Below are 22,790 nucleotides of genomic sequence, written 5' to 3'. Positions count from 1 at the left end.
TTTTCATCTTAATGCAGTCCTACGAAACCAACCTCTTCAACAAGTTTCTGTCCTTCTTTACTTAATAAAAAGTCAAGAAATTTTTTTACTTCACCTTTCGGTTCACCATCTGTATACATGAATAAAGGTCTTGCATATTTATACTTTCTTGAGAGTATCGTGCTTTTTGAAGGGATTATGCCATCTATAGCAATATCTTTAACTGAAGATGTAATGTATCCCATCCCTACATAGCCAATGGCTCCAGGGGTCTGTGCTACTGTGGTTGCTACTGCCTGGTTGGATGCCTGCATTAATGCATCAGGCCTTACTTTTTCACCTTTTAGTGCAAGTTCATTAAATGCCTCATATGTTCCTGAAGCACTATCTCTGGAAACCACAACGATTTTGAGATTTGGACCTCCTACCTGAGACCAGTTGTTAATTTTACCGGTATATATATCCTTTACCTGTTCTCCAGACAGTTGACTTACAGGATTGGATGGGTGGATGACTATCGCTATTCCATCCAGTGCTATCACATTGGCTTTTGGCTTTACTCCTTTACCTGCTGCTGTCTGTATTTCTTTATCCTTTATAGGTCTGGAAGAGTTTGCTATATCACAGGTCTTATCTATTAAGGATGCAATACCCACTCCTGAACCACCACCTCTTACTGTGATTTTTATTTGAGGATTTTTTGACATATAGACCTCTGCTGCTTTCTGTGCTATGGGTAGAACTGTTGTGGAGCCAGCCATTATGATTTCTTCTGCTGAGAAAGCCATCCCTAATCCCATTACTACTAACGCTATTAATATCTTCTTTATCATCTTCCCCTCCTTTCTTTAAAATGACACTGCATAGTCAACCTGCAGTGTATTTACATCTCTTTTCTTGTTTGTCCCCAGTCCCTCAGATATCATATATGTTATTCCGAGTGTTGAACTATCAGTTGTTGCATATTTGAAACCAAAGGTATGTCCTTTTGCATCAGTTCCACCTTCAGAGAATGAGCCATCAGGCATAAACTCCAATACAGCATCTGCCTCAAGACGTCTGTAGTCATAAGAGAATTCCCATGTTTTTTGTTTTTTAGCATTGCCGAGCTTAAACCCATAGATAAAGCCAGTATCTCCATCAATATCTGAAGAACCGATATTTCTCACATATTCACCATATAAGGTAAGAGGGAGTTTTTCTTCTTTTAATGTGAACTCAACAGGAGTAAAGTCAATATATGCACCCCAGATGTCATAATCATATTTATAGTATTTTTTGCCCCCACTTGTATATAATGTATTACCTTTGTTATTACAACTCGGAGATACTTTAGCCGCTTCCTGATTAGCAATATCATCATAGTCATAATATACAACGGCTGCTTTGAAACTTCTTTCTCCAATTTTTCCTCTGTATCCCAGTTGTGTTCCAAGCATATAAGGGTCTGTAATGGAGTCCTTGTTCTCCCACACAGGAAAATATCCACCTGTTACAAAAAACTCTCCGATGTCTTTGCCTTCATTATTTTTAATAGGGAAAGTTTTCTGGAGTACAATACCTTCAGGATTGAGGTCTCCTGACCAGACGAGGTTTGTTGAAATAAATGGGTTTGCTATCTTACCACCGGTTAAGGATAGTGTTGGTACAGAGGCAAAAGTATATTTCAGATATGCCCTATCAAGCCAGATACTTTTATCACTGAACGCTTCAGTAAGTGTCTGGTTTGCACTCGTTGGGTCAGCGCTATCTCCTGTTGCTAATCTCAAGCCCGCCTCCAGTCGGTCATTAACCTTTGTGTCAAATCCCCATCTGAATCTTATTCTTGTTCTATCTCTGTCTGCAATATAAGAACCATCCTGATTGTCTCTTTCAATATTTTCATATCTCAGACGGATATCTCCCTTAAATTTTGTCTCTTTTATCCATTTGGAGATTTTATCTGAATCCTTTCTCGCTAATGCTTCCTGTGCCCTCGCTTCTTCCTCTGCTTCTGCCAGTATTTTGTATGCCTCACCTTCAGTTAAAATACCTTTTTCAACTAACTTTTCTACCAGACGGTCTACCTCAGAAGCAAAGGAAAAAGATACCCCTGCTATTATCAGCAGAGTTATTATAATCTTCATAGTCCTTATCATTTTTATTCCCTCCTTTTGTTTTTCTCTTCTCTGCCACTACTGCTTTTTATCACCTCCTTTCAGGCATTTTTGAGAAGAGTATATTTTTCTTTTGCATATACTTTACCCGTAGGGAATAAAGAATTGATAAAGGAATTGTTAAGATTCTGTTAAATCGTTATGGGGATAAAAAAGAGTTTTTCAGGTATTATTACAACTTAATGGAAGAGAGATAATAACTTCTGTCCCTTCACCGAGTGAACTTTTTATTTCTATTGTTCCTTTATGTAGGATGACTATATGTTTTACTATAGCAAGTCCCAGACCTGTACCACCTGTCTCTCTTGAGCGTGATTTATCTACTACATAAAATCTTTCAAATATCCGTGGAAGGTCTTTTTCAGGGATGCCTATTCCTGTATCTTTTATACCGATAATTAAATTCCTGTCTGTTTTTTCTGTCTTGATGGTTATCTCTCCGCTATCTGTATATCTTATAGCATTATCAAGAAGATTGATAATCAGGTCTTCCAGTTTGTAAGGGTCTCCTGAGATATAAGTAATGGATGTATCCATATTAACTTTTAATGAAAGATTCTTCTGGATTATTCTTTTCTCAAACATACTAATAACTTTTTCAATAACCTCTTTTATATTAACCTTCTGGAATTCTATTTTTATTTCTTCAAGTTCTGAAAGTTTAAGCAGGTCTCTTACAATACCTGTAAGGCGTTCCGTATGATTTAGTATTATTTCAACCTGTCCTTTCAAGTATGATGGGATTTCTTCATAGATTGTTTCAAGATACCCCTTTATTACTGTGAGAGGTGTTTTTAATTCATGAGAGATATTGCTTATCAGTTCTTTTTTTATTCTTAATATCTCTTTTGAATCAGTGATGTCTTTCAATGTTATAAGTATCTCATTATCTGTTAAAGAAACAAAATGTACAGCATAAAACTGGTCTTTGTAGAGGAGTTCTGTCTGTAATGTTTTTCCTTCTGGTATATTATGTATTGCTTCAATAAACTCTGTCTGATTAAAAAATTCAATATAATTATGACCTTCTGGTGGACTACCGATAATATTCTGTATCTCTGTATTTGCAAATTTTATAATACCCTGTTTATCAATTACCATTACAGGAATCGGAAAAGATAACAGGACTGTTTCTATTTTTGTCTGAATCTCTTTTTTTATCTCGGTAAGTTCAGTAATCTGGAGAGTAAGTTTTTTGTTAATCAGGGATAGATTATGGATTTTTATGAATAAGAATATTAATCCACATAAGAGTCCAAAACAAATTAAAAAAAATATAGCAGTTATCATTCTTCTATTTTATAACCAATTCCCCTTACATTTTTTATGTATCTACCTGCCTTACCTAATTTATCACGGAGATTTTTTATATGGACATCAACAGTCCGCTCTATCACAAATTTTTCTCCTTCCCATAAAAGGTTGATAATTTTGTCTCTCGGGAATACCCATCCTTTCTTAGAAGCAAGTATTTTTAATATACCGAACTCTGCAAATGTCAGTTCTATCTTTTTACCATCAACATAAACAGAATGTTTTGTTAAATCAATGATAAGGTTAGTACCTATCTTTATTATATCTTCACCAGATGTTATCGTCTTGTATCTCCTTATTACTGCTTTTACTCTCGCTACGAGTTCTTTAGGAGAGAATGGTTTTGTTATATAATCATCCGCTCCCATTTCCAGTCCAATTATTCTGTCCTCTATCTCTGTTTTTGCTGTAACCATAATTACAGGAAGAGAAGGACAGATAGATGTTTTAATCTGTTTGCATACATCAATCCCATCCATATCAGGCAGTATGAGGTCCAGTATTAAAAGGTCAAACCTCTCTTTTTCAAATGCCTTAAACAGGTCATCTGCCTTTGAAAATTTACATACCCTGTAGCCCGCCTTATCAAGATGGAGTGTTATAAGTTCCAGGATATCTTTTTCGTCTTCAAGGACTGCAATTTTTTCGTTCATACAATAATTTTAACATAATATATAGAATTTGCAGACATAATAGTTGTGGTAAGAATAATGATTTTTTCTTCCCATATGAGGGGGAGATACCTAAATTACCTTCTCCCTATGGGGGGAGAAGGTTAAGGATTAGGGGGAAAAGTATAGGAAGGTCTCACCCTGTCTCGCTCTGACGGGCTTCGGTCACCCGCCTCACCATCTCGGCTGGCTATACGGTATTCCTTACCCATCGCATCAGCATCCCTCTCCCCTCAAGGAAGAGGGAAAAATCAAAGGGAATTCAAGTATGATTTAGTTGTGATATAATAAATAAGATTGTGGAGTAATATAATGAAAGGGAAAATTATAGATATCCATGGGCATATAGGAAGGATAGTTCCAAATAGAAAAGAGTTTATAGATGTAACAAATCTTATTGAGAAGATGGATAGATGGGGTATAGATATTACCTGTATCCTTCCTTTGAGTGAAACTCCTGAAGGTGGTTATTTAGAATGTACTACAGAGGATGTAATAATAGCATGCGCCAGATATCCTGATAGATTGATACCTTTCTGCTTGATAGATCCCCGTTATCTTAATGGTCCTGCTACAGATTTTCGTTATCTACTTTCAGAATATAAGAGTAGAGGGTGTAAAGGCATTGGGGAATTACTACCGAAGATGGACTTTGATGATGTAAGATGTATAAATCTTTATAGACAGGCAGGAGAGTTTGGTTTTCCGATTCTTTTTGATATGAATGATAGTGAATATGGATATGGGTTAAGGGATGACTACGGATTACCTAAACTTGAGAATGCTCTAAAAAGTTGTCCGGAAACAGTATTTATAGGACATGGTGTTACATTCTGGGCAGAGATATCATCTAATGTCTCAAAAAATGAACGGCTTGTTTATCCAGAAGGATATGTAAAAGGTGAAGGTGCAGTCGTGAGATTGATGAGGAAATATAAAAATTTATGGGTTGATATATCTGCACGTAGTGGTTATAACGCGCTTACCAGAGATATGAAATTTACAGTAAATTTTATTAACGAGTTTCAGGATAGAGTTCTTTTTGGAACTGATTCCTGTTTCAGAAGTGATGTAAATAAAGTATATCCTAATGTAGATTTTATAAGGAAGTTGAGAGAAGATGGAGTTTTAAAAGAAGAGGTTATAGAAAAGATAGAATGGAAAAACAGTGTGAGATTATTGAACTTAAATATAATATGAAAAAGAATATATTCCTTATAGAGATATATAATAAAACTGATATTCCAGATGTCTTCGGGATAGATGTTATGAAAAATATTATGGGGACAGGGATATCAGAGATAGATGGTATAACCACTGCTGAACTGTATCGTTTTGAAGGAGATATTTCTTTAAAAGAGATAAAAAAAATTGCAGAGGATGTGCTTGTAGATAGTGTTATACAGGAATATAAGATTAGAAAGTATGGGGATACTGTAAGAAAGGATGCTTTTAATTTTATAGTAGATGTATTTTATAAAAAAGGTGTTACAGATGCTGTAGCAGAAACAGTTGCTGTTGCGGTAAAAGATGCAGGTATCAAAAAAGATTTAAAAATATCTACGGGGAAAAGATATTATATAAAAGGGAGTTTAACAAAAGAGAAGATAGAACTTATGTGTGAGAAGGTACTTGCAAACCGTCTTGTACATGACTATTCAATAGAATTAGTTAATGGGGAAAATTAAATGAGTGAGTATGCCAGAGAAGTAAAAATTATAGATGTAGATGATAAAACTTTAATAGAAGTAAGCGAGAAGAATCTCCTCTCACTAAATCTTGAGGAGATGAAAATTATTCAGAAGTATTTTAAATCTATCGGAAGAAATCCTACGGATTGTGAAATAGAAACAATTGCCCAGACATGGTCAGAGCACTGCTATCATAAAATTTTCAGAGCGGATATTGAATATACAGAGGGTGGTAATAAAGAAAGCAAGGAAAAGATAACGCTTCTAAAAAAAATTAAGAAAGCAACAGACAGGGTCAAAGGAAATTTCTGCGTTTCTGTTTTTGAAGATAATGCGGGGATTATAAGGTTTACCAGTAAATACGGAATTGCTTTTAAGGTAGAAACACATAACCATCCATCTGCACTTGAACCCTATGGTGGCGCTGGAACTGGTATAGGTGGAGTTATAAGAGATATACTGGGAGCAGGTAAAGGTGCCTTCCCTATTTTGAATACTGATGTATTCTGTTTTGGTAATCTGGATGTTCCCTATTCAGAACTTCCTGAAGGTGTTCTCCATCCACGCAGGGTTTTCCGTGGTGTTGTAAGTGGTGTAAGGGATTATGGGAACAGGATGGGTATTCCTACTGCTTCTGGTGCTATTATATTTGATAAGGGGTATCAGAATAACTGTCTTGTTTACTGCGGAACACTCGGTATAATTCCACTTGATAAAATTAAGAAAAAAGTTCGTGATGGTGATTATATTATAGTAGTGGGTGGAAAGACAGGCAGGGATGGTATACATGGAGCAACATTTTCTTCTATCGCACTGGACAAAGATATCTCTACAAGTGTGGTTCAGATAGGTAATCCCATAGTGGAGAAGAAAATGATGGATGTTTTAATTAAAGCGAGGGATGAGAATCTTTATAATGCGATTACTGATTGCGGGGCAGGAGGTCTTTCTTCTGCTATAGGAGAGATGGGTAAGGATGTTGGTGCTTATGTTAATCTTGAGAAAGTTCCATTAAAATATGAAGGACTTGCCCCATGGGAGATATGGGTATCTGAATCACAGGAAAGAATGGTTCTTGCTGTCCCTGAGAAGAATGTTAAAAAATTATTAAAATTATTTACAGAAGAAGATGTAGAAGCAACTGTAATAGGACAGTTTATTGAGACAGGGAAATTAGAGATTTTCTACAGAGGACAGCAGGTATGCTGTCTTGATATGAAGTTTCTTCATAGAGGGCTTCCTCCGAGAAAACTGAAGGCAAAGTTCTATATTGATAAAGGTAAGGCAATCCGTTTTGAAAAAGCGATAAAGATACTTGACTGGCAGGAACGTATTTTGAATGTGCTGGGTAGTTATAATATTTCTTCCCGTGAGGCAGTAATAACGCAGTATGACCATGAAGTTCAGGCGCATACTATTGTAAAACCATTGACTGGGATGCATCAGGATGGACCTTCGGATGCAGTTGTTTTGAAACCACTTTATGATAGCTGGAGAGGTATAGCAGTAGGTTGTGGTATAAATCCATTTTATGGAATGATAGACCCTTACTATATGGCTGGATGTTGTATAGAAGAGGCGTTAAGGAATCTTGTGGCAGTGGGTGCCAATCCTGAAAGTGTAGCAATTCTTGATAACTTTTGTTGGGGTGATGTAAATGATGAAAGAAATTTAGGTGCTCTGACAAGATGTGTAAAAGGTTGTTATGACTTTGCGGTCAGATACAAACTACCATTCATATCCGGTAAAGATAGTTTGAATAACTTTTTTATAGATAAACTCTCAGGTAGAAAAACCTCCATACCGGGAACATTACTTATTTCAGCAGTAGGGATAGTTCCAGATATAAGGAAGACAGTTACTTCCGCTTTTAAGAAAGCAGGTAATTTTATTTATCTTTGTGGAAAGACGTATAATGAGTTAGGGGAATCAGAATATTACAGGATATATGGAATAAAGGGTGGAAAAATTCCTGAACCTCACCCTTCAACAACACTACCTTTGATGAGGACTCTTCATAGATGTGTAGGTGCTGGTATTATAGTTTCCTGTCATGACTGTTCTGATGGTGGTTTGATTATAACCCTTTTAGAAATGGCAATGGGTGGAAATAAAGGGGGAACTATTTATCTTAAAAATGTTCCTTCTTCCGATAAAGCACTTGATGTCCTTCTTTTTTCTGAGACACAGGGCAGGTTTGTAGTAGAGGTAGAAGAAAGATATAGAGATAAGTTTGAAAAACTTATGAAGGGTTTTGTTTTTTCCTGCATTGGAAGAGTGGAAGAAACAGATGAATTCAGAATTGTTTATAAAAAAGAAGAGATGATTAATCTTTCTATAAAAGAAGCAAAAAAGGTCTGGAAGGGTGGTTTGAAATGGTAAAACCGAGGGTTCTGATATTAAGGGTAGGGGGTACAAACTGTGACAGAGAAACCGAATGGGCTTTTGCACTCGCTGGAGGGATTCCTGAAAGGGTTCATATAAATCGTCTAAAAGATGGAAGTAAAAAACTGAATAACTACCAGATTTTAGTAATACCCGGTGGTTTTTCTTATGGAGATGATATATCAGCAGGTAAGGTACTTGCCAATGAGATAAGGCATAATCTGAGAGAAGAGATAAAAAGATTTATTGAAGATAAGAAACCAGTTATAGGGATATGTAATGGTTTTCAGGTTCTCGTAAAATCAGGAATCTTTCCATGGGAGGGGCGGCAGGTTGTTTCTCTCGGATGGAATGATTCTGCTCGGTTTGAAGACAGATGGGTATATTTAAAAATAGAAAAAACAGTGTCTCCATTTTTCAAAGATATGCCACCTGTAATAAAACTTCCTGTTGCTCATGCAGAAGGAAAGTTTATACCCAAAAATAAAGCAGTGCTTGAAAGGATAGAAAAAGGTAGGTTGGTTATTTTCAGGTACTGCGATGCCGATGGTAATCCCGCAGAATATCCTTTTAATCCTAATGGTTCTATAAATAATATTGCAGGTATTTCCTCTCCAGATGGACTTATTGTTGGTATGATGCCACATCCTGAAAGGGCGATATTAAAGTATTACTATCCTGACTGGCAGAATAAAAGGACTAAGGAAGAAGCCGGATATGGACTTATATTTTTCAGAAATGTGGTTAAAACAATAGGTTAGAATTGTAGTCATAAAAGTTGTTTCAGTGTCTTTTCCAGTTTTTCCATTTCAAAGGGTTTTGAAATGAATGTATCTGCCCCACATTCCTTGATTTTACCAATATTTTCTTCTGTAGGATAGCCAGTAATAGCAATAATTTTTATGTGTTTTGTGGCTTCATCGTTTTTTATCTTTCTACAGAGTTGAAAGCCATTGATACCCGGCAGGAAAAGGTCAAGTATAACAATATCAGGAATAATATTCATTAATAACCTGCCTGCTTCAAATCCATCGTTTGCAATGGTAATATGCCAGTTATGATATTTCTCTTCTAAAAAGTTTTTTATGGACTTTGCAATTAATTCTTCATCATCAACTATTAATATCTTTAAGGTATTACCAATTAAATAAGGAAATTTTTCTGCTAATCCAGTTTTCTTAATAAATTCATTGATTGATTTTGAAGTGATTCTGTATCTACCGCCTGGAATCTTAAATGCTTTTATTTTACCGGATTTTACCCACTTATATGCTGATATTCTACTTACGCCGAATAGTTCTGCGATATCACCTGTTGTAAAGAACTTTTTATTTTTCAGTGCACTCATCTACTTAATTATACATATTCAAATATCTTTCTGTCAATACTTTTGAGAAAATACTGAGAGAAAGGGTATTGTCACAATATCCAATATATGATAATTTGTTAACAACGGAGGATAGGACAAAATGGTTAATAATATTATTTCAATCGTTTCTCTGGTGGTTCTTATTATCTTACTATTTATACTTTCTAAGAATAGGAGAGAAAAAGAAGAGGTTGAAGAGATGACCTTTAAAATCAGGGATATAGAAAATATACTTAACAGGATAGACCCGCTTATAAGAGAAGAATTTATGCATAACAGGGAGGAGATGCAAAAAAGTTTCAGGGATACGAGAGAAGAGTTAAGTAATGCATTGAAAAATTTAAGTGAGATGATATCAGGGACACTTGAGAAACGTCTTCAGTCATTACAGGAAGAAAATTCAAAGAAACTGGAAGAGATGCGTGCTATTGTAGATGAGAAACTACATTCCACACTTGAAAAACGATTAAGTGAATCATTTAATCTTGTAAGTGAACGGCTGAAGCAGGTACATGAAGGACTTGGGGAGATGAAAAATTTGGCAGCAGATGTAGGTGACCTTAAACAGGTTCTTTCCAATGTTAAATCCAGGGGTATATTAGGAGAAATCCAGTTGGGTAGTATACTTGAAGATATACTTGCTCCTGAGCAGTATGAGAAAAATGTTGCAGCAGGGAAGGGTTCATCTGAATATGTAGAATATGCTATTAAACTTCCTGGAGGGGATAGTCCGGTATATCTTCCTGTGGATTCAAAATTTCCGATAGAGGTCTATTACAGATTGTTAGACGCCTATGAAAATGGAAATCAGGAAGATATTCAAAAGTGTTCCAGAGAAATGGAAAACGCTCTTAAAAAGTGTGCAAAAGACATAAGAGATAAGTATATCAATCCGCCAGAAACAACGGACTTTGGTATATTGTTTGTTCCTGCTGAAGGGTTATATGCAGAGATTGTAAGGAAGACAGGACTTTTTGAGATGTTACAGAAAGAATACAGAGTAGTTATTACAGGACCTTCTACACTGGCTGCTTTTTTAAATAGTTTATATATGGGATTCAGAACACTTGCTATCCAGAAGAGAAGCAGTGAGGTATGGAGAGTTCTTGCAGAGGTAAAGAAGGAGTTTGAAAAATTCGGTGAAGTACTGAGAAAGGCACAGGAAAAGATAGAAGGAGCAGGAAAAGATATAGAGACACTGGTGGGAACCCGCACCAGACAAATCCAGGCAAAACTCAAAAGTGTAGAATCCCTTTCAGAAAAAGAGATAGATAAAAGTCAGATACCTCCACCATTGGATAGTTAGAATACCCTACATTTTATATCCCTCTCCCTTGAGGGGAGAGGGTATGGGTGAGGGTGAAAACAATCAGGATTCTGGAATGGGTATCTTTGAATAATCAACTGCTTCTGGTTTTCCATCCAGTTCTAAAGCGATAACAGTTCCGTAATTATCCGGTGGATCTACAGGAAGTCCAGTGATTACAACTCTATCATATTTATCTCTGTAAACTCTTATTTTTTCATCTATCCCGAGTATCCTTGCTGAATATACCTTATTTTTTACTCCTGTTAATGTTATAGTTTCTCCCTGCCATCGAAATATATGAAGATATGCTATATTTCCTTTTGCTGTTATCATTCCGACCTTACTACTTCCCCAGATACATGTAACAGAGTTAGGAACATATTCAGAACCATATATTGCTTCTCCATTTTTATTCAACCATGTTCCTATTGCTTTCAATCGCTCAACCTCTTCTTCTCTAACACTGCCGTCAGGTTTTGGTCCTATATTGAGAAGATAGTTTCCTGCTTTACTTGCACAGGCAACGAGGTCTTGAATTAACTGTGTAGTGGGTTTCATATTAGGATTGTGTCTGGTATATCCCCATGTGCACCAATCACCAATAGTGGTATTACTTTCCCATGCCCTGTTTTTATCAGAAGCGACAATATGGTGTTCTGGAGTATCCACATCTTCTGATGTACCAGCACGGTTGTTAATCATTATTTCTGGTTGTAATTTTCTCACCATAGCATTTAACTCTTTTGCCCTCCACAACTTTGCAATTTCAGGAGATTCGTTGGATTTCGTATAACTTCTATTACAGCGGACACCAGGTATCCATTCACCATCATAGAAAAGGTAATCAATCCTTCCATAATTTGTCATAAGTTCTCTTACCTGCTGGTGTGCTTGTTCTACCATCTTTTCAAAACTTTCCGAATATTTTTCTCTGTCAAAAGCCCCGGGAGATTTCCATTTGAAAATCCTGTATAGAAATGGCACCTGGCACACCGGATATTTCCCTCTGTTAAAAGCCCCGGGAAATCTCCAGTCAATCAAACTGTAGTAAAGTCCAATCCTCATATTATACTTTTTACAGGCATCCACGTATTCTGCCACAAAATCCCTCTTTGCTGCTGTTTTTACAGAAGTGAAATCACTTACTTTTGAATCAAATAAACAGAATCCATCATGGTGCCTGGTTGTAAACACCATATATCTCATTCCTGCCTCTTTTGCTAACTTTACCCATACTTCTGGTGTAAAACTTTTAGGTGGTTTAAACTTATCTGCGAGTTTTGCATACTCTGCTACAGGGATTCTCTCTACATACATCACCCATTCTCCTCTACCTAAAATAGAGTAAAGTCCCCAGTGAATAAACATACCAAACCTTGCCTCATCCCACCATCGCATTTTCATAATTTCACCTCTTTTTCAAAAAAGTTATCTAAAATCTTTTATCTTTATCTGTTTTTGAATACCACAACTTTCCCTGATGATAAGTTCCACATCCATAGCTACCTTTTTCAATGTATGGCTATTCCTTTCTCCTTTTAACCGCTCCATTAAAATCCTGTATGCCTCTGCTCCAATTTTCTCTGGCTTCTGGTCAATAGTTGTCAGTGGAATTTCAAGATATCGTCCAATCGTAAGGTTTCCGTATCCCACAATTGATATATCTGATGGGATACTGAGTCCGAGTTCTCTTATTGCTTTAAAAGCACCAACAGCTATCTCGTCATTGGAGGCAAATATACCATCTACCCTATTATTCATCAAAAATTTTTTTGCTTCGTAGTATCCACTCTCTATATTCCAGTCAGTGTGCCTCACCATTTCCTCATCAAACTCAATATTGAACTCATCAAGTGCCTTTCTGTATCCATTCAGTCGTGCCCTTGCAGTTGAGTGCTGTAATGGTCCTGCGAGATGTAGAATTTTTCTACACCCGAGTTCAATCATGTGTTTTGTTGCAAGATAGCCACCTTTTTCATCATCAGAAGTAATATAGTCCGCTTCCACCTCTCCCAGATATCTATCAATCACAACTACAGGAAGGATGTGAGATACCTTTTTTATTAAGTCAACATTTGAAAGAGAATGTATACCTGAAATAATTACAAGCCCATCCAGTTTTTCTTCTCTTATCCTCTCAAGGTATTTTCTCTCTGTATCCGCGTTTGCATCTGTGCATTTAAGTATAAGTTTATTCCCATCTTTTGATACTGCACTTTCAAATCCTTCCAGTACATCAGCAAAGAAAGAAATATTTAAAGGAGGATTAACTATAATTTCTATTGTCTGTTTTGAAATATCTTTTGATACATAAGTTCCTTTAAAAGGAATCCTGAAGAGATATCCTTCTGCAACAAGTTCACTTATGGCATGTCTTATTGTAATCCTGCTTACACTATACTCTTTACCCAATTTCCTTTCAGAAGGGAATCTTATCTCTGTGGAGAACGCACCCTTTAAAATTCTTGCCTTCAGATTCTCCTTAACTCTATCAACTGCACTTCTTTCCACCTTCTCTATTGTCTTTTTTGTCTTCCCCATATCTTTCCCTTTCCTTTTCTTCATTAATTAATTTCTTCTCCTTTAAGGGGAGAGGATTAAGGTAAGGGTGAAATATATACTACCCATCTACTCTTTTTTAAGATTTTTAAAGAGTTAGTATATACGTTTTTTTATTTTTGTCAAGTATTTTTTATTTCTGGTATTACCTATATGAAAAACAGGGAATAAGAATTTATTTTTTGGAAGTATATGAAATCTATGATACTATATAAAATAAAAAAGGGGGAAGATGATGGTTAGATTAGAAAAGAAGGGTTTTATAAATGGAGTAGTAATTTTGTGTGTTTCCTTTCTTGGATTAGCATTAAAGGGTTATGCAGCAGATGTGAAGATTGTTTCAATAGATACAGGGAAGGTGTTTGAGGCACATCCTGCCTTTAAAGAAGCAATGGAGAAATTTCAGGCACAGGCAGGAGAGATGCAGAAAAAGTTAGAAGGTATAGAAAACGAAGAAGAGAAGAAAAATGCGCAGATACAGATGCAGATGGAATTAAGGACATTAGCGATGAACCTTCAGGAAGAGGCATTTAATAAAATGAAGGATGATGTGCAGAAGTTTGCAAAGAAAAAGGGTTATACATATGTGGTTGATAAAAATGCTCTCATTGCAGGTGGAAAGGATGTAACAGAGGAATTGCTTGCCTCTTTTGAGAAAAAGTAAGTTTATTATGATATACAGAGAAATTGGACAATCTAAAATATCTGCATCAGTTGTTGGGTTTGGTGCCTGGGCGATTGGTGGCTGGATGTGGGGTGGTGCTGAGGAAAAAGACGCAATAGAAGCGATAAAAACTGCTGTTGATAATGGTATAAATCTTATTGATACCGCTCCTGTCTATGGATTTGGAAGGTCAGAAGAGATTGTAGGTAGGGCAATAAAAGGAATTCGTGATAAAATTATCCTCGCTACAAAATGTGGACTTGTATGGGATAAAGAAAATGGTACCTTCCATTTTTATTCTGATGGGAAGACAATAAGAAGGGATAGTGGGGAAGTCAAGGTCTTTAAGTATCTCGCTCCATCTTCTATAAATAAAGAGATAGAAGAGAGTTTGAAACGACTCGGTACTGACTGTATTGACTTATATCAGACACACTGGCAAGACCCAACAACTCCTATAGAAGATACAATGAATACACTTATGAAATTGAAAAAGGAAGGAAAGATAAGGGCAATCGGTGTGAGTAATGCAACAACATCCCAGATGGATGAATATAGAAGGGTGGGGGAGATTGATTCTGACCAGGAAGGATACAGTATAATTGACAGAAAAAAAGAAATAGATAACCTACCTTACTGTAAAAAACATAATATCGCATTCCTTGCCTATTCTCCAATTGCCAGAGGACTGCTTACAGGTAAAGTTACACCTGAAGTAGTTTTCCCTGAAGGAGACCACAGGAGGGACCATCCACTTTTTACAATAGAAAACCGCCTTAAGATTCAAAAGATGCTTTCAGAGTTAAAACCGTTTACGGAAAAATATAGTATCACATTTACACAACTTGCTATTGCCTGGGTTTTACATCAAGATGGCTGTACACACGCACTCGTCGGGGCAAGAAGTCCAGCACAGGTATTAGAAAATGTTAAAGCAGGAGATATAATACTTTCCAGAGAGGATTTAGAGAAGATAAGGGTTATTATTGAGAGATACTTTTGAATTCAGAGATTGCTTTTATAAACTTTCTACACTCTTCTTCTACATTTCCACCTGATATTATTGCAGAGACAGATGCTATACCATCAGCACCTGCAGAAAGAACAGAGGCAAGATTATCCAGATTGATACCACCAGCTACAATCACAGGGAGAGAAACCACTTTTTTTATTTCTTTTATTACTTCAACCCCTAATGGTGCCCTCGCATCTTTTTTTGTCTTTGTTAGAAAGATAGGGGATACACCTAAATAGTTAGCACCATCTTCTTCTGCTTTTATTGCCTCTTCTACATTATGGACAGTTATACCAATAATTTTATCTTTACCTAAAATTTCTCTTGCATATACACAGGGAATATCATCCTGACCGAGGTGGACCCCATCTGCATCTACAATTAATGCAATATCTACTCTGTCATTAACTAAGAAGATGGCTTTCCCTTCACATATCTTTTTTATCTTAAATGCTTCTTCTAACATCTCCCTTGCAGGTTTATCCTTTTCCCTGTATTGAACTATCTCTGTACCTGCTTTTATTGATGCTTCTACATCAGCAATTATTGATTTTTTTGTAAGGATTGAGTCCGTTATAAAATAAAGTCCTGTTATCTTCATTATATTTCTCCTGTAATAATATCTTACTTTAATAAATGTTTTTTTTCCATATATAGTGAAAAAATTTACTGCTTTTAAAGAAGAGGCATACAACTTTAGGTAAATATTTCAGAGGTTTCTTGTCCTATCCTTATGAGTGCTTGACGTTATTTTAGAAATCAGGTAATATAACTTTAAAAAGGAGAGTAGATGATATTGATAAAGGGGGTAGTTATGGTCCTCTTAATAATTGCACAGAATGGATTTCGTGATGAAGAGTATTTTAAACCAAAGCAGGTTCTTGAATCAGCGGGCTATAAAGTAGTGACTGCCTCCATGCAAAAAGGTACTGCCAGAGGAAAACTCGGAAGTACTGTACATGTAGATATTGGTCTTGCAGAGGTAAATGTGAATGATTATGCAGGAGTTGTATTTGTAGGTGGTCCTGGTTCTGCCGATTACTTTACTGATAAGACCGCACTGCAACTTGCAAAAGATGCATATGAAAAAGGAAAGGTTGTTGGTGCTATCTGTATTGCCCCTGGAATTCTTGCGAGAGCAGGGGTATTGAAGGGGAAAAAAGCGACTGTGTATCCCAGTGAACTGGAAAGTTTGAAGAGTGCAGGAGCAATCTGTGTGGATAAGCCAGTAGTTTCTGATGGAAAGATAGTAACGGCAAACGGTCCTGATGCAGCAGAGGAATTTGGAAAAGAGATTGTAAAACTTCTTGGTGGTTCTAAAAAATAATCAGGATTTTGGATTTAATATGACTGAGGTGGTTCCCACTCCCATATATCAAGTTTATTCCCATCAACAGGGCATTGCCCTTTTGGAGAAATAAGTTTATGGTTTGTCCATCTTCCACAATCAAACCTAACCTTCTGTTTTGCAATCTCTACAGGACAACTTCTGTATAACCTATGGAACCCTTCATATGTCTGGCATCCATCAGAAATTCTTCCACAGACATCACAGGTGAATTTTGGAACGATTGCAGCACCTATCCTTAGGAAGTATCCATCAAATTTTACCTTACCACCACACTCCATACAGGTAATGCCATTCCATTGAGAAAAGTTTATTTTTCTGAAATATATCTCTTTGTTTTCACTGTTAAACTCATCAAAATATTTAGAAGGTAGATATATCATCTTTGGAAGATTAATCTTCCATTTATCTGTTTTTTCATAGATGGGAGGCAGATATTTTAGAAAGTATTTTGACAATTTACTCTGTTGCACTTCCGTAGCAGAATTAAATGAAACACTCATTGCTACAAGAATTATTCCTGTAAAAAGAGCTCCTTCTAAAGTACCAGGTGCAACGCCAAGTATCCTGTCAATGATGTGTTTATACTCAACCCTTTTTCTAATAAGGTCTAAGAAGAACATACAGGTGGCGATTAATATGAGGGACAAAAGAAGAAAAAAGGTAAGGTCTACAGCATTTCCTTTTATATTGAATCTTTCAAAAAGATTTGCAGGTGCTCTATATATCTGTGAAGCAAGTATTATACCTATAGCAATTCCAATAAGGTCAAAGATACTACTTACAAATCCTCTAACAATGCCAAGTAAGAGTCCACTTAAGAGCAGAATTGAAATAATTATATCTATTCCAGTCATAAAAATACCTTAAAAATAACTACAGGAATATAATATATCAAAAAAGAAAAAAAGAAAAGGGATGGTTTTTCTTTCCATCCCTTTTCAAGGAAAGAAATAGTTTTTACTTGCCTTGTTTCTTTCCTTTTTCGCCTGATTGATGTATAGTTTTTTCACCTGATTGATGTATATTAGCGGGTGGTGGGCCTCCATGAGTAGGTCCTTCCTGTCTCTTCCATCTTTCCTTCCACTCTTCTCTTATTCCTTCCAGTTCTTTTTTCAGTTGCTGGTATTCTGTATTATTTGCTAATTTTGAGTCCAATCTCTCTCTTAACTGTTTGTGAAGGTCCTTTATCTTATTCATTATTCCTTGGAGTTCTGCATCACTTTCTATTGTCTGTCTTTCTATCTCGCGCATCTCGCGACGAATCTCCATAGCATTTCTCAACCGTTCCCTCACCTGTGAGTTCTGTTTCATTTCCTGTCCAAAGGTTAATCCAGATAAGAGAAAAATTCCTGTTAGTATCACTATACTTCTTCTCATCTTCTTTCACCTCCTTTTGAAATTTTCTGTACCATTTTCCTCCTCTTTTTCATATATTAGACAATTGACATATAGAAAGGTTTAGTGTAATTTAATTCTCATTATGAACAAAAAAATCGCTATATTTGACCTTGATGGAACGCTGATAGATGCCTATAAATCAATAAGAGATACAATAAACTACTGCCTAAAAAAATTAAACTATCCTCCTGTTTCTCTTGAAATTGCTAAAAAGGTTGTAGGTAGAGGAGATAAAGACCTCGCTGGAAGAATTGTAAGGAAAGAAGATATTGCTGATTTTATATCTTTATACCGGGAAAAACATATACAATTTCTTGAAGGTAATGTAAATCTTATGGAAGGTGCTGAAGATTTATTGAGATACCTTAAAGAGAAAAATCTATATATAGTTGCTGCTACGAACAGAGCAAGTTTTTCTGTCAGTCCTGTACTTAAAAAATTGAATATAAAGGACTACTTTGATATAATATATACAGCAGATGATGTTGAAAGACCCAAGCCAGACCCTGAAATATTACTTAAAGCAATGGGAACCCTCGGAATAGACAAGAAGCAAACTTTTTTTGTAGGGGATATGGATATTGATTATCTGACAGGTAAAAGTGCAGGGGTTGATACATATATTGTCTCTACTGGTTCTTCTTCAAAAGAGGAACTTGAAAAATACAGTGATATAATGATATTTGATAATCTTATTTTATTAAAAGAATATCTGATAACAAACTTATAAAGGGAGGATATGATGGAGATAGTAGATGTATATGGAAGACAGATTGTTGATTCAAGAGGTAATCCTACAATAGAAGTGGAAGTATATGTTGAAAGTGGTGAAGTAGGTAGGGCAGCAGTTCCTTCCGGTGCTTCTACAGGAGAAAGAGAAGCCCTTGAGTTAAGGGATGGTGGAAAGAAATTTCTCGGTAAGGGAGTTGAGAAAGCAGTAAAAAATGTTAATGAGGTGATAGCACCTGAAATTGCAGGTATGAGTGTCTTTGACCAGCGACTTATAGACCGGACACTTATAGAGCTGGATGGGACTGAAAATAAATCAAAGTTAGGTGCCAATGCTATTTTAGGAGTGAGTTTAGCAGTAGCGAGAGCATCTGCAGAAGTTTTAGGTGTTCCTCTATATTTTTATCTCGGAGGTGTTAAGGCAAATCTAATGCCTGTGCCTCTCTGTAATGTTATAAATGGTGGACTTCATGCAGATAATAACCTTGATATACAGGAATTTATGATAGCACCTGTTGGGGCAAAAAATTTCAGTGATGGCTACAGGATGGTAGCAGAGGCATTTCAGGTTTTGAAAAAGACACTGAAAGGGAAGGGGTACAATACATCGGTAGGAGATGAGGGTGGATTTGCTCCTAACTTAAGTAAGAATGAAGAAGCGATAGAGTTAATAATAAAGGCAATAGAAGAAGCGGGATATAAACCGGGAAAAGATATTTCTATTGCACTTGATACAGCAGCATCTTCCCTCTGGGAAAATGGTAAGTATAGTTTTGAAGGCAAGAAGGTAGCATCTGATTATTTGATAGAATATTATGAAAAGATAGTGAAAAAATATCCTATCTTCTCAATAGAAGATGGGCTGGCGGAGAATGACTGGGATGGATGGAAAAACTTAACAGACGTGCTCGGTAAAAAGATTCAGATTGTAGGAGATGATATTTTTGTTACCAATCCAGGGATATTCAAAAAGGGAATAGAAAAAGGAATTGCCAATGCTATCCTTATAAAGGTAAATCAGATAGGCACACTTACAGAGACACTGGAAACAATAGAAATGGCACAGAGGAATAATTACCGGACAGTTATATCACATAGAAGCGGTGAAACAGAGGACTCTTTTATTGCAGACCTTGCCGTTGGAGTAAATTCAGGACAGATAAAAAGTGGTTCTCTCAGCAGGTCTGAACGGCTCTGTAAGTATAACCAGTTATTGAGGATAGAAGATATACTGGGTGAGACCGCTGACTATTACGGTAAATATATAAAATAGAAAGTGTGAAGATGTTTTAACTTATTATGATAAACAGGAAAAACAGAAAGAAATGGTTGATATGTGGTCTGTGTATCTGTTTTCTGTTGATAAGTATCCAGAGGATTAAGGTTCTTATTACATATTCCCGCCAGTTAAATTATTACAAAAACGAGATAATAAAACTCCAAGAAGAAAATAAACAATTGAAGGAAAAAGTAGAGGCAATGAAGAATGACCCTTATTATGCAGAGAAAATTTTAAGGGAAAACTATGGATATGTAAAAAAAGGGGAATATGTTTACAGGATAAAAACAGAGACAGAAAAAGGGGAATAATATGTATCCTGCAAAGTTTGTAAGAGAAAACCTTGAACTTTTAAAAGAGGTATGTGTATTGAAAGGAATGAGGGTTAACTGGGAAGAGTTAGAACAACTTGATAATGAAAGAAGGCGTCTTATTTCCTTTATTGAAGAAAGAAGAAGGTGGCAGAAGGACCTTACCGGTAAAATTGCAGAAAGAAAAGATAAGGATGATACCCTTAAGGATATGATAACACAGGCAAGAAAATACTCTGATGAGATACGGGATGCAGAGACGAAACTTAAAGAGATAGAAGATAATTATGAAAGTATAGTATCATCAATTCCCAATATTCCTCATTCTTCTGTCCCTAAAGGGAAGGACTCTTCTGATAATGTAGTTGTAAGGGAGTGGGGAAAGATAGAAAAAAAGTCATTTGAAATTTTACCTCACTGGGAAATAGGAGAGAAACTTGATATACTTGATTTCCCGAGAGGAGCAAAAATTACAGGAAGTTTTTTCCCCGTTTTTAAGGGGGATGGTGCAGTTCTCGTCCGTGCACTCATAAACTTTATGCTTGATTTACACAGGAAAGACGGGTTTAAGGAGGTCTGGGTTCCTGCACTTGTTAACAGGAGCAGTATGTTTTCTACAGGGCAACTTCCTAAACTTGAAAAGGATATGTACCATCTGGATGAAGAGGACTATTTTCTCATACCTACTGCTGAAGTTCCTGTAACTAACCTTCACAGAGAAGAAGTTATTCCCGAAGGGGAATTACCCATTTATTATACTGCCTATACTCCCTGTTTTAGAAGAGAAGCAGGTGCTTACGGGAAAGATACAAAAGGACTGATACGTCTTCACCAGTTTGACAAAGTAGAACTTGTGAAGTTTGTCCATCCTGATACATCTTATAATGAACTTGAAACACTTGTTGGTGAAGCAGAAATGGTATTGCAGGCAATAAATCTTCCTTATCGCGTTGTAATGTTGTGTACAGGGGACTTAAGCTTTGCAGCAAGTAAGTGTTATGATATAGAACTCTGGGCGCCCGGAATAAAAAAGTGGCTTGAGGTCTCTTCCTGTTCTAATTTTGAGGCGTTTCAAGCAAGAAGGGCAGGAATAAGATTTAAGGACAAAAAAGGGAAGACCGACTATGTCCATACCCTTAATGGTTCAGGTGTAGCACTTCCTCGTCTTATCATCTCTATACTTGAAAATTATCAACAGCCAGATGGTTCTGTAATTATCCCTGATGTTTTGAAACCCTATATGGGTATGGATGTAATTAGAAAACCTAAATAAAAATTAGAGAAGAAAGTTGTTTTAATCTCTTTTTTAAAAGTGAAGTAGTTCTCCTGCTTATGTTTTATTCTTTGAGGAGATAAGGGGAGAGGTTTTATGAAAGCAGAATTACTTAAAAAAATAAAAACAGAAACAAACAGAATAGAAAAGAAAGTTATTGAATGGCGCAGATATTTTCACAAATATCCTGAACTAGGATTTGAAGAATACAGAACATCTGAAAAAATCCAGAACATTCTTAAACAGACAGGAATTCCTTTTGAGGTTAAAGCGAAGACAGGTGTTGTGGGCTATATAGATAGAGGTGCAGATATAACCATTGGTTTACGGGCTGATATGGATGCACTTCCTGTTGAGGAAAAAACAGAACTTCCTTTTGCATCTGTTAATAAAGGGATTATGCATGCCTGCGGGCATGATGGACATACTGCTACATTGCTCGGTATTGCTTGTGTTTTAAAAAGAATAGAGAAAGAACTTAAAGTAAATGTAAAATTTATCTTCCAGCCATCAGAAGAAAGACCACCCTGTGGAGCCCCCTTGATGATAAAAGAGGGTGTCTTAAAAAATGTTGATTACCTACTCGGTTTCCATTTTTTCCCTCAACTTCCACTTTATAAAATCTGGATAGGGAAAGGACCTGTAATGGCAAGTACCGACTATTTTAAAATAACTATAAAAGGGCAGGGTGGACATGGTTCTGCTCCCCATCTTACTGCTGACCCTGTTGTTTGTGCAGGGTATCTTATTACAGCACTTCAGACAATAGTAAGCAGAAGTATAAATCCTATGGATAATGCAGTGGTATCTATCTGTTCTATTAAAGGTGGGGATGCATTTAACATCATCCCTGAAATAGTTGAATTGATAGGGACTGTAAGAACACTTAAAGAAGAAGTGCAGAATAAGATAAGAGAAGAGATAGAAAAAAAGACATATTCAGTATGTAATACTTATGGATGTCAGGTAGATATTTTATATAAAAACTATTCTCCTGTCTGTGTGAATGATGAAGGGATGGTGGAGAAAGTAAAAGATATAGCAAAAGGTATTGTACCCCAGAATCTTGTTGACTTCCATCCTATAATGGGTGGTGAGGACTTTGCATTCTTTGCACAGAGGGTTCCTTCTGCGTATCTTTTTGTTGGAATTGGAGACAAATACGGACCCAACCATAGTCCTACCTTCTCCATAGATGAAAAAATTCTTCCCTATACTGTCTCTTTCTTTTCTATGTTGGTAATGGGATGCCAGGATAGTCGGGGCGGGCGGATTTGAACCGCCGACCTCTTGGTCCCGAACCAAGCGCTCTTAACCAGGCTGAGCCACGCCCCGTG

Annotated in this window: 23 protein-coding genes and 1 tRNA gene; 13 read left to right on the top strand and 11 right to left on the bottom strand. The window is 36.4% G+C overall.

Annotated features, from left to right (window positions below):
- Nucleotides 1-8 precede the first annotated feature (8 nt).
- From N3D17_03680 to N3D17_03665, 4 genes are all read right to left on the bottom strand, one after another.
- Nucleotides 9-812, bottom strand: a complete 804-nt coding sequence (locus N3D17_03680) for a phosphate ABC transporter substrate-binding protein (GenBank protein ID MCX8082486.1) — start codon at nucleotides 810-812, stop codon at nucleotides 9-11.
- Nucleotides 813-827: 15 nt separating this feature from the next.
- On the bottom strand, nucleotides 828-2,117 hold the full coding sequence (locus N3D17_03675) for a putative porin (GenBank protein ID MCX8082485.1): 1,290 nt from the start codon (nucleotides 2,115-2,117) through the stop codon (nucleotides 828-830).
- A 180-nt stretch (nucleotides 2,118-2,297) separates the two neighbouring features.
- On the bottom strand, nucleotides 2,298-3,425 hold the full coding sequence (locus N3D17_03670) for an ATP-binding protein (protein MCX8082484.1): 1,128 nt from the start codon (nucleotides 3,423-3,425) through the stop codon (nucleotides 2,298-2,300).
- Nucleotides 3,422-4,102 (bottom strand): response regulator transcription factor, encoded by a 681-nt coding sequence (locus tag N3D17_03665; GenBank protein ID MCX8082483.1) that lies wholly within the window; start codon nucleotides 4,100-4,102, stop codon nucleotides 3,422-3,424. Before N3D17_03665 ends, N3D17_03670 begins: the two co-directional genes overlap by 4 nt.
- Nucleotides 4,103-4,432: 330 nt before the next feature.
- Between N3D17_03665 and N3D17_03660 the strand changes: the two genes are divergently transcribed.
- The 4 genes from N3D17_03660 to purQ are packed head-to-tail and all read left to right on the top strand — an operon-like array spanning nucleotide 4,433 to nucleotide 8,957.
- Nucleotides 4,433-5,320, top strand: coding sequence for an amidohydrolase family protein (locus N3D17_03660; protein ID MCX8082482.1), 888 nt, complete (start codon nucleotides 4,433-4,435; stop codon nucleotides 5,318-5,320).
- Nucleotides 5,278-5,808 carry a phosphoribosylformylglycinamidine synthase subunit PurS gene (locus tag N3D17_03655; protein MCX8082481.1) on the top strand — a complete coding sequence of 177 codons (531 nt, stop codon included), beginning with the start codon at nucleotides 5,278-5,280 and terminating at the stop codon, nucleotides 5,806-5,808. The genes N3D17_03660 and N3D17_03655 overlap by 43 nt, the downstream gene beginning before the upstream one ends.
- The gene (purL, locus tag N3D17_03650; protein ID MCX8082480.1) at nucleotides 5,809-8,193 is read left to right on the top strand and encodes a phosphoribosylformylglycinamidine synthase subunit PurL; all 2,385 of its coding nucleotides are present in this window, start codon (nucleotides 5,809-5,811) and stop codon (nucleotides 8,191-8,193) included.
- Complete coding sequence (purQ, locus tag N3D17_03645) at nucleotides 8,187-8,957, top strand: phosphoribosylformylglycinamidine synthase I (protein ID MCX8082479.1); 771 nt, start codon at nucleotides 8,187-8,189, stop codon at nucleotides 8,955-8,957. Before purL ends, purQ begins: the two co-directional genes overlap by 7 nt.
- An 8-nt stretch (nucleotides 8,958-8,965) precedes the next feature.
- Here the strand turns inward: purQ and N3D17_03640 are convergent, their stop codons facing one another.
- Nucleotides 8,966-9,544: a response regulator gene (locus tag N3D17_03640; GenBank protein MCX8082478.1), complete on the bottom strand. Its 579-nt coding sequence runs from the start codon at nucleotides 9,542-9,544 to the stop codon at nucleotides 8,966-8,968.
- 121 nt (nucleotides 9,545-9,665) lie between these two features.
- On the opposite strand from N3D17_03640, the gene rmuC reads away from it, so the two are divergent.
- Nucleotides 9,666-10,871 carry a DNA recombination protein RmuC gene (gene rmuC, locus N3D17_03635; GenBank protein MCX8082477.1) on the top strand — a complete coding sequence of 402 codons (1,206 nt, stop codon included), beginning with the start codon at nucleotides 9,666-9,668 and terminating at the stop codon, nucleotides 10,869-10,871.
- A gap of 63 nt (nucleotides 10,872-10,934) precedes the next feature.
- Here rmuC and N3D17_03630 read toward each other — a convergent pair whose 3' ends face one another.
- The gene (locus N3D17_03630) at nucleotides 10,935-12,278 is read right to left on the bottom strand and encodes an alpha-L-fucosidase (protein ID MCX8082476.1); all 1,344 of its coding nucleotides are present in this window, start codon (nucleotides 12,276-12,278) and stop codon (nucleotides 10,935-10,937) included.
- 24 nt (nucleotides 12,279-12,302) lie between these two features.
- Nucleotides 12,303-13,439: a GntR family transcriptional regulator gene (locus tag N3D17_03625; protein MCX8082475.1), complete on the bottom strand. Its 1,137-nt coding sequence runs from the start codon at nucleotides 13,437-13,439 to the stop codon at nucleotides 12,303-12,305.
- A 229-nt stretch (nucleotides 13,440-13,668) separates the two neighbouring features.
- Here N3D17_03625 and N3D17_03620 point away from each other — a divergent pair, with 229 nt between their 5' ends.
- The gene (locus N3D17_03620) at nucleotides 13,669-14,097 is read left to right on the top strand and encodes an OmpH family outer membrane protein (GenBank protein MCX8082474.1); all 429 of its coding nucleotides are present in this window, start codon (nucleotides 13,669-13,671) and stop codon (nucleotides 14,095-14,097) included.
- Between the two features lie 7 nt (nucleotides 14,098-14,104).
- Nucleotides 14,105-15,100, top strand: a complete 996-nt coding sequence (locus N3D17_03615) for an aldo/keto reductase (protein MCX8082473.1) — start codon at nucleotides 14,105-14,107, stop codon at nucleotides 15,098-15,100.
- Here the strand turns inward: N3D17_03615 and thiE are convergent.
- On the bottom strand, nucleotides 15,081-15,713 hold the full coding sequence (thiE, locus tag N3D17_03610; GenBank protein ID MCX8082472.1) for a thiamine phosphate synthase: 633 nt from the start codon (nucleotides 15,711-15,713) through the stop codon (nucleotides 15,081-15,083). The genes N3D17_03615 and thiE overlap by 20 nt on opposite strands.
- 189 nt (nucleotides 15,714-15,902) lie before the next feature.
- On the opposite strand from thiE, the gene N3D17_03605 reads away from it, so the two are divergent.
- Nucleotides 15,903-16,439 carry a DJ-1/PfpI family protein gene (locus N3D17_03605; protein MCX8082471.1) on the top strand — a complete coding sequence of 179 codons (537 nt, stop codon included), beginning with the start codon at nucleotides 15,903-15,905 and terminating at the stop codon, nucleotides 16,437-16,439.
- A 14-nt stretch (nucleotides 16,440-16,453) separates the two neighbouring features.
- Here N3D17_03605 and N3D17_03600 read toward each other — a convergent pair whose 3' ends face one another.
- Both N3D17_03600 and N3D17_03595 read right to left on the bottom strand, forming a co-directional pair.
- On the bottom strand, nucleotides 16,454-17,317 hold the full coding sequence (locus tag N3D17_03600) for a CvpA family protein (protein MCX8082470.1): 864 nt from the start codon (nucleotides 17,315-17,317) through the stop codon (nucleotides 16,454-16,456).
- Between the two features lie 103 nt (nucleotides 17,318-17,420).
- A complete protein-coding gene (locus N3D17_03595) occupies nucleotides 17,421-17,840 on the bottom strand; it encodes a hypothetical protein (protein ID MCX8082469.1) in 420 nt (139 codons plus the stop codon).
- 103 nt (nucleotides 17,841-17,943) lie between these two features.
- Here N3D17_03595 and N3D17_03590 point away from each other — a divergent pair, with 103 nt between their 5' ends.
- The 5 genes from N3D17_03590 (at nucleotide 17,944) to N3D17_03570 (ending at nucleotide 22,731) form a co-directional block, all read left to right on the top strand.
- Nucleotides 17,944-18,591, top strand: a complete 648-nt coding sequence (locus N3D17_03590; GenBank protein ID MCX8082468.1) for an HAD family hydrolase — start codon at nucleotides 17,944-17,946, stop codon at nucleotides 18,589-18,591.
- A gap of 9 nt (nucleotides 18,592-18,600) precedes the next feature.
- Nucleotides 18,601-19,863 (top strand): phosphopyruvate hydratase, encoded by a 1,263-nt coding sequence (eno, locus tag N3D17_03585; protein MCX8082467.1) that lies wholly within the window; start codon nucleotides 18,601-18,603, stop codon nucleotides 19,861-19,863.
- A 26-nt stretch (nucleotides 19,864-19,889) separates the two neighbouring features.
- Entirely contained in the window at nucleotides 19,890-20,180 is a 291-nt protein-coding gene (locus N3D17_03580) for a septum formation initiator family protein (GenBank protein MCX8082466.1), read from the top strand.
- A 1-nt stretch (nucleotide 20,181) separates the two neighbouring features.
- On the top strand, nucleotides 20,182-21,453 hold the full coding sequence (gene serS / locus N3D17_03575; protein ID MCX8082465.1) for a serine--tRNA ligase: 1,272 nt from the start codon (nucleotides 20,182-20,184) through the stop codon (nucleotides 21,451-21,453).
- A 96-nt stretch (nucleotides 21,454-21,549) separates the two neighbouring features.
- Complete coding sequence (locus N3D17_03570) at nucleotides 21,550-22,731, top strand: amidohydrolase (protein MCX8082464.1); 1,182 nt, start codon at nucleotides 21,550-21,552, stop codon at nucleotides 22,729-22,731.
- Here the strand turns inward: N3D17_03570 and N3D17_03565 are convergent.
- A tRNA-Pro gene (locus tag N3D17_03565) sits at nucleotides 22,713-22,788 on the bottom strand. The two genes, N3D17_03570 and N3D17_03565, sit on opposite strands and share 19 nt — an antisense overlap.
- Between the last annotated feature and the right edge of the window lie 2 nt (nucleotides 22,789-22,790).

It is taken from the genome of bacterium, from assembly GCA_026414725.1.
In the GTDB taxonomy this organism is placed as follows: Bacteria; Ratteibacteria; UBA8468; order B48-G9; family JAFGKM01; genus JAAYXZ01.
The sequence above is the reverse complement of the archived record's forward strand: the minus strand, read 5'-3'. Positions and strand labels throughout refer to the sequence as shown.